The sequence below is a fragment of the Leptospira wolffii serovar Khorat str. Khorat-H2 genome, assembly GCF_000306115.2.
Classification (GTDB): Bacteria; Spirochaetota; Leptospiria; order Leptospirales; family Leptospiraceae; genus Leptospira_B; species Leptospira_B wolffii.
In genome coordinates, this window is sequence record NZ_AKWX02000004.1 from 880323 (window position 1) to 892279 (window position 11957).

Consider the following 11957-nt stretch of genomic DNA (forward strand, 5'->3'; position numbering starts at 1 on the left):
TTTAGTGCTCGTTAAATTTTATCTTTACAAACTTTCTGCAAGTCTAACTTTTGGGTTATGATTACGGGCTTGCACAAAATTCTAGTATGCTTGTCGCTTTTCTCTGCTAGCTTTCTTGCAGCCACCTGTAATACAATTTGCGAATTTGATTTAACAAAATCTACTGAGCCAGCCTCTCTGCACGATTTAGGCTCTTGCCATGAATCGTCTGCTCCTAAAGAGGAATCACATTGTGAATGGGACATGGGTAGTTTAAATCTTTCTCATAAAGAGAAATTGGCTTACTCTTTTGCTCTTCTTTCTTTCCTAAGTTCTTATATATCTTTTGTAGATTCAATACTGAATATAGATATTGTAGCTACGAATTTATTTGATCCGATAGTTCCAATCTATCTTTATTCCGATCCAGTCTCAAACATTAATACCATACGAATCCTTATATAATCCACGTTTTTAAAGTCTTTGCTTTAAACGTGGAGGTTATACGTGTACAAAGTATCAAAGGGGAGAAATTATAATCTCCCTAAGTTCATTATTATTTTTATTTATACTCTGCTCATCCTTCTCATGGCTTTTTTTGCTGTTCCGGGCAATTCTGCTCAGACTGTAAAAAAAGACTCAGAAAGAATAACGATAGATAAGATTGTTGAGTTGGCAGAGAAGAACTCTCCGCTACTTCTTTCTCTGAATTCCGATTTAGAATCCCTGTATTTTAGAAAAAGGCAAGAAGGGATGACGCAGAATCCTGTTATCGCCGTTGATTATGGTCAAAGAAAAGCAGCTAACGAATCAGGTTCAGAATATTCCATGCAAGTGGAACAACCTGTTTATTATCCGGGAAGGAAAGAGCTAAAACAGCTTTTAGTAGATAACGATTCAAGAATTAAAGAGGTTCAGGTTACTGAAGCAACAAATTCTGTCCGGCTTAATGCGGTTAAGTTTGCATATCGGTATTTGGCCGCCGATATAAATCGGAGTCATGTAAAAGAAAGGCTAAGAAGGCTTTCAACGATTGAAAACTATATTCGATCAAGACCATTCGTAACTCCTCAATCTAAAACCGACTTATTCATTTTGGAGACAAGGATTCTTGCTCTCAAGAAACATTTTAACGATTTGGAATTGGAAGCTTCAAAAAATTTCGAGTCGATGAATTTCTATCTTAGGCTGGATTCTGTTCCAGTTTTATCTCTTCCGTTTTTTAAAGATGGAATTCGTTTCGATCAGAATGAATTGGAAAAGAAAGCAGTCGATCGCAATCCTTTAATGTTAGCGGCAAAAGGTGAATTAGAAAAGGCCCGGACTGAGTTGAAGTTAGCGAACTTAGAAAAATATCCGGATTACTCCGTTGTTGGTCAGGTCGGTGAAGACCGATCGGGCGTTGCAAACCGCTACTTCGATATAGGTTTAAAATTCAGAGTCCCTGTATGGGATCGATTCCAAAATAAAGTCGGTGCTGCGGAGAAGAACCTGGATGCAAAATCTAATATCCTTCTTCAACAAGAAAACTTAATAAAGATGAATCTTAGGCAAGCTGCTTTGGACTACGAAAAATCCAAGGTAAATATTAAATTATTCGAATTATCTAAACTAAAAGAGATCGAGAGAGATTTGAATTTTGCGGATACAGAATTCTCAAGGTCGCGAATCCAAATTCTTAGTTACTTAGAATTGGAAAACCAGCTTCACGAGACATACCACGCCGTATTAACCGCTCAGCTAACGCATATGGAAGCTTTCTTGAGCCTTCTGTATATGACAAACGAGAAAGAAATTATAGGAGTATTAAAAAATGCTGAACAGACTTTTGAATACGGTTTTAAATAATTCAATCTTATCTATCGGGATAGTATTATTTCTTTTTATTTATTCATTCTTTAAGTTAAAAGAAGTTCCGATAGATGCGGTTCCGGACATTACGAATGTCCAAGTACTTGTTACTACTAATACAGGACCATTAGATCCGGAAAGAGTAGAAAAGCTCGTTACCTTTCCTTTAGAAACTGAACTGATGGGATTACCCAATCTGATCGATATAAGATCTGTTTCTAAATTTGGATTATCAAGTCTAACTTTGATCTTTAAAGAAGGCACGGATATTTATTTAGCTCGGACTTTAGCTTTAGAAAGGATTTCGAGTGCTAAGAATAAACTTCCTCCTGGAGTTTCTTCGGAAGTAGCACCTAACTCAACGGGTCTAGGTGAAATCTTCTTCTATTCTGTTCAAGCAAAGCCAGGATCTGAATTGGAGAAATTAGAAGAAGAGAAGCAATTACTATATTTAAGGACGGTTCAAGATTATATCGTTCGTCCTCAATTGAAGTCCTTGGTTCCAGGAATCGTAGAAGTAGATTCGAATGGGGGATATGAGAAAGAAATACATATAGATTTAATTCCTTCTAAGATGAGCAGTTGGGGAATTACTATAGATAAGTTAATCGCAAGTCTTTCAACTTTGGGAGAAAACTTTAGCGGTGGAATTATCTCTAAAGGGAAAGAAATTGCTATCGTCAGAACAAACGGAGTAAAGAGCCGTGTGCAAGAAATTGCAAAGATTCCTGTACAAAGGACAGCAAGTGGTGGAGCAATACGTTTATCGGATATAGCGGATGTAAATGAACATGGAAGGTTTAGGCTAGGAGGAGCAACTGCAGGTGGAAGAGAAATTGTTCTTGGAACCGCGTTAATGTTGCGAGGCGAAAATAGTTATAAAATAAACGACGACCTCAATCAAGCTGTACATAAGTTAACATTACCTCAGGACGTTGAGGTTCAAGTTTTATTAGAGAGATCTTTTCTAATAAACGCTACGATTCATACTGTTCTAAAGAATTTAGCTGAAGGAGCGATCCTTGTAATTATTACTCTCTTCTTTATTCTAAGGAACTGGAGAGCCGCAGTCATAGTAGCTTCTATTATTCCTGGATCAATGTTATTGGCATCTCTGGGAATGAAATATTTCGGGATCTCAGCGAACTTGATGAGTTTAGGAGCAATAGATTTCGGTCTACTCGTGGATGCATCCATTGTAATTGCGGAAAGTGTTCTGTCGAGATTTGAAAAACATTCTTATTCTACTAATGCAGAAAAAAGACAGATCATATTTCAATCTTCGATCGAAGTCTTAAAGCCTGTGACTTTCGGGATTATCGTAATCATGTTAGTCTATCTTCCTATTCTAAGTTTAGATGGGATTCCAGGGAAGATGTTTCGACCAATGGCGGAGACAGTTCTTTTGGCATTGGGATTTAGTTTGATTTTAGCTATCTTCTTCCTTCCTCCGTTACTTTATTTCTTTATGAGTCCTAATAATAAAGGAGGACATGCGGAGAAAGAAAGTCGGTTCGTAACTTGGTATAGAGCTTTTCTTCCAAAAATGTTGGAACGACCTAAGATGATCGTTCTATCTTCTTTACTTTTCTTTCTTTTAACAGGGCTTTTATATACCCGCTTAGGAACTGTATTTCTACCGAAACTTACAGAAGGCGATTTAATGCTCGTGATTGTTCGAGAAGGGAATATCAGTCTCGAAGAAAGCATTAAAGAACAGAAAGAAGTAGAAAAGTTACTATTAGGATTGCCTGAAATACAAAGTGTGTTTTCGAGAATAGGGACTAGTTCCGTTGCAAATGATCCAATGGGGCCGTTTAATGCAGATACTTTCATTATTTTAAAAAAGGAATCTTTACCTGATCTATTGAAAACAGAGAAGTGGGAAGCATTCTTAGATAAGATACATACAACTGTATCAGAACGATTTCCGGAATCAGAATTAACTTTAAGCCAACCCCTCGAGGCAAGATTCAATGAGTTAATGGAAGGAAGCAGGGCGGATATAAGTGTTAGGATTCTAGGTAAGGATCTAAATGTTTTATTCGAATTGCAAGAATCCTTGAAGAATACTTTAGAAAATATAAAGGGAGCTGAAGAAGTCGAATTAGATCCTATCATGGCTCTTCGAAAAGCTAAAGTAATCGATATCGTTCCTGATCTTGTTAAATTAAATTATTATGATGTTCCTTTACCATCTTTGAATACCTCCGTTGAGGCTGCCATGAGCGGTTTTGAAGTGGGTGGTTATTACGAAGAAGAACTAAGATTTCCGATAAAGATGTGGCTTTCAGAAGAGTTTCGTAATCGTGAATCTGAGATCGCTAATATTAACGTAGGAACGGAAGACGGTGGAATGATTCCAATTAGATTGATGTCATCTATTGAAAAGACAGAAAGGGTGATGACAATTTCAAGGAATCAGGCTAGGCGTTTCGTTGCGGTCTCGGTAAATTTAAGAGGTAGAGATTTGGAAAGCTTTTACGAGGAGGCTAAGGAGAAGGTCGGCTCTTTACAAATACCTCAAGGATATTCTGTATTTTGGGGAGGACAAATAAAGAATTTGGAAAGTGCGAAAACCAAACTTTTGGTCATCATTCCCTCAACGCTCTTTATGATATTTGTCGTTTTATATATGGGGCTTGGATCTTTCCGGCAAGCTGTCCTTGTATTCTTCTGTGTGCCGTTTGCTTTAACTGGAGGGATATGGTTTTTATTCTTCCGAGGTATGGATTTAAGTGTCTCGGCATATGTCGGTTTTATCGCCTTATCAGGCATTGCTGTGTTAAACGGGTTGGTGAAATTAGATACAATTCATAGGTTAAGAGAGAATCCAAAAGTAACAGTCAAAGATGCTGTTATGGAAGGAGCTACAAGTAGGATAAGACCGGTAATTATGACTGCACTAGTTGCATCTTTTGGATTCTTGCCAATGGCTTTCGGTTCAGGACTTGGTTCAGAGGTGCAAAAACCTTTGGCAACGGTAGTGATCGGAGGAATCGTTTCTTCTACAATCTTAACATTAATTATATTACCTGTATTTTACTATTGGTTAGAGAAGGAATAGTATGGATTCTTTAAATACTTTTATATTTAGAAATTTGAATATAGTTAAGGAATTATAAGATGGGAAAGAAGATTGAAATAAAGGAAAACGAAAAAGCAGATGACTGTTGTTCATCTGCTCCATCTTCAGTAGTAAAAAATGAAGAGAATTCCCTTAAGAATAAGAGGGAGGAGGACAGTTCTTTCCGGATCTTTCTACCGGTAGTTTTCTCTTTTATACTTATGGGCATCGGAATTGTATTCGATTCTTACTTTCCTGAAATGTTTTTAAAGGGTTGGGGTAGGTTTGCTTTCTATGCGCTTGCCTACTTACCAGTCGGATTACCAGTTCTTAAGGAAGCATATGAAAACTTGATTAAAGGAGAAGTTTTTACCGAATTTCTTCTGATGGGTATCGCAACTATTGGAGCATTCTATCTGGGTGAATATCCGGAAGGGGTCGCTGTAATGTTATTTTATTCAGTAGGAGAGATTTTTCAAAATTTATCAGTACAAAGAGCAAAACTTAATATTAAGAATCTATTAGACCAAAGACCTGATAGAGTTCTAATCGTGAAAGGTAAAGATTACTTTGAGAGAAATGCTACTGAAGCATTGATCGGTGAAGTGCTTCAGTTAAAGCCAGGGGAAAAACTGGCTTTAGATGGAGAACTTTTATCAGAGTCGGCAAGTTTTAATACGGCAGCCTTAACCGGAGAAAGTAAGCCTGATACAAAATATAAAGGTGAGTCGGTTCTTGCGGGAATGATTAATTTAACTTCGGTAATAGAAGTTAAAATAACCACAGCCTATCAGGACAGTAAGTTATCTAAAATTTTGACATTAATGGAAGAGGCTGCCTCGCAAAAAGCTCCGACAGAAAAATTCATTCGTAAATTCGCTAAGATTTACACCCCGATCGTTGTGTTTCTTGCGATGGGAATTTGCGGAGGTCCTTATTTCTTTTTAGAGAATTACATATTCAGTGATTGGTTTTATAGAGCCTTAGTCTTTTTGGTGATTTCATGTCCTTGCGCCTTAGTCATATCAATTCCACTCGGATATTTTGGGGGGATTGGTGCTGCATCCAGAAATGGTATATTAGTTAAAGGATCTAATTATTTGGATGTTATGGCCTCCGTTCAAAACGTTGTAATGGATAAGACAGGGACCTTGACGGAAGGCGTATTCGAAGTTCAGGAGGCAGTTATTCGATCCGGATTTGGAAGAAAAATTGTCTTAGATTATGTAAACTTAATAGAGAGTAAGTCTACTCATCCTGTCGCAACCGCTATTCACAAATATGTAGGGAATTTGAATAAGGATTTGGAATTAAGCAATACCGAAGAAATACCTGGCTTCGGAATGAAGGCGAAAATAGGTGGAAGTGAAGTTTTAGTTGGAAATTTCAAATTATTAGATCGGAATAGAATCGAATACGACGTTGACCCTACGATCTTTACTAGTACCATAATCGCAATATCGATAAACGGAATATTTGCGGGTTATTTAACCATAGCAGATAAAATCAAAGAAGACTCTAGTAAGGCGATAAATGAATTACATCAAATGAATATTGGAACTATGATCCTAAGTGGTGATAAGATTTCCGTTGTTCGTTCAGTTGCGGAATCGATTGGTGTTAAGAATTTTTTCGGAGATCTTTTGCCGGAAAACAAGGTTGAAAAAGTAAAAGAAATAAAAGCTAAGATGGAGTCTGTTGCATTTGTTGGGGATGGTGTAAATGATGCGCCAGTCGCCGCGGCGAGTGATGTTGGGATCGCAATGGGTGGACTTGGAAGTGATGCTACAATTGAAATTTCGGATATCGTAATACAGGACGATAAACCAACCAAGATCCCGATGATGATTCGGATAGGTAGGGAAACTAGAAAGATAGTTTGGCAGAATATAGCTCTCACCTTTGCCATCAAGGTTATAGTATTGATTCTGGGAGCAGGAGGGCTTGCAACTATGTGGGAAGCAGTCTTTGCGGATGTTGGAGTTTCTTTCTTAGCGATTCTTAATTCTATTCGGATTCAGAGAAAAAGCTTCTCCTGAATTGGCAAATTTTGCTTTTCAAGACTGTCGATAGAATTTGCGGATTGGGAGTCTGAAATCGCCGAGATTAACATAGGTGTGCTACTAATAACCCTGAGCTGCGTCTTTGCCGATGATAGACGCCAAAGCGCCTTCCTTATTTAGTAACGGAATTAAAACAAAAATGAGTTCAAGAGTATCATTCACTTTCTGAACAATATCTCTCACTCCAGAGCAATTATGCTTATACAATTCGTATCTCTGCCCGCATAGACCGGTAAATTCCATTGCGCTACAGAATCCGGATTTCATAAGGAGATCAGTATTAACATTATCTTTCACCCAATTTCTAATTTTTTCCGACCCTACTATTCGTCCAAGTTCTCTATTTTCAAGTTTTCTCCACCGATCATGCGATATGAAGAATGATCTTTCGAGCCAATTCCCAAATTCACGATTCTCGAAACGACGCAAGCGATCATGAGAGACAAAAGTAGCTCTTTGAATTGATTTACCAATATTTAAATTCGCCACTCCATGAGGCCCGAAATCCTTTCCCATAGCATGGCCTGTGATTCTGCCGACATAATCCGTTTTCGGAATTCTCAACTCAAATTCAGAATTTTCCACTGAAAATTCATAATCCATCTTTAGATTCATATCGCGAACATCCATCCCGACAAGATGGACATCTATGTCCAACCATCTACCGAGGTCAAAATAAAGAGATCGATTCCAAGTTCGCTCGAGATCTCATTTTTCCCTTGCAACGATATCACTCTTTCACTTTCCCGATGGTGACAAGCGAGAGATAGAGAGATAGCAAAAAGAAGAGAACCGATTCTTAGGAAATTTCTAGTCATATAATATAAAATTTAATCGATACAAAATCTAAATGGAAGAGCCGTTCCCCGGACATCTTTGCGCTATCTAAGCGTTCATTTCGACTTTAACTATAGCCTTACACAAAAAGACAGCCGCATATATGATTTTCCGAATACTAAATGAAACATTAAGTTCTCTTAAAGGCATTTACTTATATATTTCAAAAGATAGGAATTAAGAGCATCTTGCCGACTTCGCCTCTCCTCTTCAGTTGCGGAAGCATCAACAAACCCAGAAAGCGCTACGATCTGAACGCTAAGGGCAGGGCAAGAATCTGCCAACTTCCCCCCAACGTCGCCATTACACAACATATTCGAGGAAGCTACAAATAGAACTAAGCTTGCTCTCACTATTCTTGCTTTAGTTGCATAGAAAATTAGGACTTTAGAAAGCATTTCCCCTCCAATCTACAAAGAATTTCTCAACTTTTGCAAACCAATATAGTATAAATAGAATTTATACCCAACATAAATGCTGCCTCCATGCGAACTGCCTACAAAAACTTTTACTATATCGTTAGATATTATCCCGGCCACATAGTTTGCTGCCGAAGGAGCCAAGAAATGCAAAAATAGGAAATTGGAAAATTCATTTTGCATTCTCTCTTTATCTTCTTCCGTAAGATTTCCATTGTTATAAAAATATGCATTAAGATAGATTTCCTTTAAAGAATCGATCATATTTTTCTTTGCATTTTCTCTTATTCCGTCTTTCACCTCATTTTTAATAATAGGCTTTAACCACCCATTCGGCGAAAGCCTATCACCCGCCCAACCGGCAAGTCCAGACTTCCCTAATGTATGATCAAGAAAGCTACCGACGCTACCTTTGATCTTCAATCTTCCTGAACCTAAGGTTGTGAATTGGTTTAGGCTGAAATTCGCCACTCCATGAGGCCCGAAATCCTTTCCCATAGCATGGCCTGTGATTCTGTTGAACATATGCGTCGGAGCCAAAATTATATTCTATCTTAAAATCACATTATCTTTACCTAAATCTGCAAACAGACGATTGAAAGTCTCCTCTAATAGCGAGTAATATATTCCCGAGTATAAGTAGTCCGACTCTACCGCCCCTATAGACTCTCGCCTAAATGCAGGGTAAATGCCTTGGTACGCCTTATATTTAGGATAATAATTGTAGGTATATTTCTTATCTTTGTAAGATATATCGTATTCAACCTCGATTTGGCCTTCCGTTTCAAGCGGAACAGTTCCAAGTGTAAGGTAATGAAAGAAAACTTTGATTTGGCATAGCGATAGCCCGTAAGAAGCTTTCGGTAAATACATAGGGTGCATCGGATCTCCAGAGGATCCTCCGGAACAATTGAAATATTCGTAGGTAGATCTTGCGTAGACCGATACGGATACATCCATTACATTTCCGTCGTATTCAACCCTTAATCCATTCTCAGTATTAAGGTTTAATAATTTCTTTTCCAAACGTTCCTTTGCCGATCGAATAGCCGTATAATGCTCCTGACCTTTGTTAAAAAACAAAGAACCGCCTTGATCGGTATTTTCGTAAATTCCTCCGAAATAAATCTTCCCCGGAACAATCCGCATTATTACTTTACTATTTTTCGAAATACCGTTTGTTGAAATTTCCTTCGGAAGAAGGTAGCTACAGCCGATCGCGTTAAGACAAAATACAGATAGAGAAATTATGCCCAGTGGTATGATTCGATAGCCCGATTTCATTTCTCCCCTCCATTAGCAAGATCGGCCAGAAATAATTCTACGGAATCGGCAATTCTATGCGCCGGATAATTTTCATATCTATCAAAAAAGGATCCAATGACGGAAATCGGAGCAAGAAAGATGCTGTAATAAATTCCATAATCCATTGCGTAAGAAAATTCCTTTTTATCCGGGGCATCCGGAATTATATACTTGATTTGGATCCTATGCTGAAACCAAAGAGGAACGATGTGAAGGGTTAATGTACTAAGATTCACCCAATTGTTAGAGGGCTTTTCTATTTCCGAATAAATTTGAATCTCGACATGAATGGTCTTTCTCTTAGAAGATTTCCGATTGATTGATTCTATCTTTTCTTCTAAAGTCTCCTTGATCTGTTTATAATACGGATACTGATCCATATGCTCAACGGGAAAAGTTCGTCCTTCGGTTGTGAAGGAACGAATCCCGTATTCCATATAGACATCCTCCGAATAACCCCCTTGGACAAAATTGCTTTTCGGAAAGTATAAGCAATTTACCAAGAATATCGAAATGAGTAGAAATAATTTAAACCCCAAGATAAAACCCGCCGTTGCTTATAAAATCATTCGCTAAAATGTGTCCGTTCTTACTACTTCCACATTCTCCGAAAAATCAACCGTGCCAAAAAGAGGAACCGGATACTTTGCAATACCGAATACAAGCGCAATTACCAACCATTGACGCAGAGTCATCTCTCCATCAATGCTATTCCAGTGAAAATTCTTACGAACAAGAAGATCGATCCGTTTTTTATCTACAGACAACTTGGGACACAGAACGTATTCTTCTAAGTCCTGACAGCTTCCCATAATTCTAGATGGAACGAAAGATTTTGATTCCGGAAGGTATTTCAAACCGAACAAAATCGTTTTTCGAAAGCTTTTGGAATAAAAGGGAATTAGATAATTTCTTCCTTCTATTTGCATTTTTCCGAAATACTCTTGCGAAGGAGTCCGGATAAAAAGTGTATTTGCATCAGAACTTTCCCGGTAAAAACCGGCCGGAGAAATCGTCTTTGGGATGGCACCATTGATCGGATTCTCATACAACTCTAATTGGATTCGCTTTTCCCCAAAGCTTGAACCTGGATCGAAAACGATGGAAAGAGAGACGACTCCTTCCTGATCGGAATCAACCGGCTTTTCCTCAAATACTTGGATCTGCCCGTTACTATCTTTTGATTTTGAGATGCAAGCTAAGAAGAATAGCAAGCACAACATAAAAAGCAGGTAATCCGTCTTTTTGCTCATAGAGAAGGTCCTTTATCTCCCCGGCAATACATATGAGAATACATATAGAGAAAGAACCCGGCGTATGTAAGGGTCGAATCTAGTAATTCTAATTCGGCTAAATAACCCTGAGCCGCGTCTTTGCCGATGATAGACGCCAAAGCGCCGAATTCCTTTCCCAAATTCGCCCCCAAAATCCTGCGGAATAAATGTCATTCCTCTATGGTTTTCCCACTAATTACAGTTCTTAATATACTGAGCCAACAGGGCATTCGCTTTATCCTGATTATAGGTTCTATTTGAACCTTTTGATGAGTTTGCCAAATCCTGGTAGGAAACTGCCTGCAATAATATTCCTTCGCATGTTGACACTCCCCAGCTCCCTATATCGCCTGCAATTCGAATAGACAGCCAAGACTAAAGCAAACACGAAAGCCTTGCCGACACGGCATAATCCATCTTTTCTCATACAGCCGTATCCTTTTTTAATAGCTACTTTTATCAGCATTTAGAAACGGTTCTCTCTGATTGCTATTTAAGAGTTTGATGCGATTATTAAAATAACCTGTTCCAAAAATGAGTGGGACGACAACCGCATTGTATACCGGAGGTGATGCAGAAATACCCAAAACAGTTGCAAGATACAAAGAGAAGTTGGCCATAGTATTAAATTTAAAGCTCTCGATATTTTCAAACTTTAGTGTAGTCTCTTCATCGGACAAAAGCAATTCAGGACATTTGTAATAGAGAAACCTTTCTCCCCTTTCCGATTCGTACCATTCACATTCCGAAAGATCCCTTGCCTTGGTGGTTACTGATTCCAAACGCCGGATATCACCAAATAGGATTCCTAAATTAGCTCTATAGTTGAAAAGTAACGGATGAAATGTATAATAGCTTATATCAATTCTTCCGGAATAGCGACCTGGAGAAATATAAAAATTTGTTAACTCTTCATTAAGTCTTCCTTCTATTTTAATAGAATCTTTACAAATATTCTTTCCCGACTTGTCGATCGACCATTTGCAAAGATCAATCGCGATTTCAGTCGAGTAATCCTCAAAGCCAGCAAGCGCAAGGGATAAAACATGATTTTCGTTCTGCGACACACCCGCGTTCAAAATCACCTTCTTACCCAACTTACTGATCATGCATGCAGATCCGGATAGAAAAACGTACGCGCAAAATAGACCTAAAAGGTTAG

At 38.2% G+C, this 11957-nt stretch carries 9 protein-coding genes; 3 read left to right on the forward strand and 6 right to left on the reverse strand.

From position 1 onward, the window contains the following. Positions 1 to 567 precede the first annotated feature (567 nt). From LEP1GSC061_RS04090 to LEP1GSC061_RS04100, 3 genes are read left to right on the forward strand one after another with little or no spacing between them, the layout of a single operon-like run. Positions 568 to 1827 carry a TolC family protein gene (locus tag LEP1GSC061_RS04090; RefSeq protein ID WP_198014239.1) on the forward strand — a complete coding sequence of 420 codons (1260 nt, stop codon included), beginning with the start codon at positions 568 to 570 and terminating at the stop codon, positions 1825 to 1827. After that, positions 1793 to 4897, forward strand: a complete 3105-nt coding sequence (locus tag LEP1GSC061_RS04095; RefSeq protein WP_016544061.1) for an efflux RND transporter permease subunit — start codon at positions 1793 to 1795, stop codon at positions 4895 to 4897. Before LEP1GSC061_RS04090 ends, LEP1GSC061_RS04095 begins: the two co-directional genes overlap by 35 nt. Before the next feature lie 59 nt (positions 4898 to 4956). Next, a complete protein-coding gene (locus LEP1GSC061_RS04100) occupies positions 4957 to 6936 on the forward strand; it encodes a heavy metal translocating P-type ATPase (RefSeq protein ID WP_016543309.1) in 1980 nt (659 codons plus the stop codon). Positions 6937 to 7020: 84 nt separating this feature from the next. Here the strand turns inward: LEP1GSC061_RS04100 and LEP1GSC061_RS04105 are convergent, their stop codons facing one another. The 6 genes from LEP1GSC061_RS04105 to LEP1GSC061_RS04140 all read right to left on the reverse strand — a co-directional run bounded on the left by LEP1GSC061_RS04105 (position 7021) and on the right by LEP1GSC061_RS04140 (position 11904). Further along, positions 7021 to 7575 (reverse strand): hypothetical protein, encoded by a 555-nt coding sequence (locus LEP1GSC061_RS04105; RefSeq protein ID WP_016543809.1) that lies wholly within the window; start codon positions 7573 to 7575, stop codon positions 7021 to 7023. A gap of 632 nt (positions 7576 to 8207) precedes the next feature. After that, on the reverse strand, positions 8208 to 8714 hold the full coding sequence (locus LEP1GSC061_RS04115; protein WP_016543612.1) for a hypothetical protein: 507 nt from the start codon (positions 8712 to 8714) through the stop codon (positions 8208 to 8210). Positions 8715 to 8765: 51 nt separating this feature from the next. After that, positions 8766 to 9500, reverse strand: coding sequence for a hypothetical protein (locus tag LEP1GSC061_RS04120; RefSeq protein WP_156844482.1), 735 nt, complete (start codon positions 9498 to 9500; stop codon positions 8766 to 8768). Next, the gene (locus LEP1GSC061_RS04125; RefSeq protein ID WP_016543423.1) at positions 9497 to 9958 is read right to left on the reverse strand and encodes a hypothetical protein; all 462 of its coding nucleotides are present in this window, start codon (positions 9956 to 9958) and stop codon (positions 9497 to 9499) included. The genes LEP1GSC061_RS04120 and LEP1GSC061_RS04125 overlap by 4 nt, the downstream gene beginning before the upstream one ends. Positions 9959 to 10770: 812 nt before the next feature. Beyond that, entirely contained in the window at positions 10771 to 10935 is a 165-nt protein-coding gene (locus LEP1GSC061_RS21385) for a hypothetical protein (RefSeq protein WP_016543412.1), read from the reverse strand. Between the two features lie 303 nt (positions 10936 to 11238). Further along, entirely contained in the window at positions 11239 to 11904 is a 666-nt protein-coding gene (locus tag LEP1GSC061_RS04140) for a hypothetical protein (RefSeq protein WP_016544053.1), read from the reverse strand. Positions 11905 to 11957: the final 53 nt, after the last annotated feature.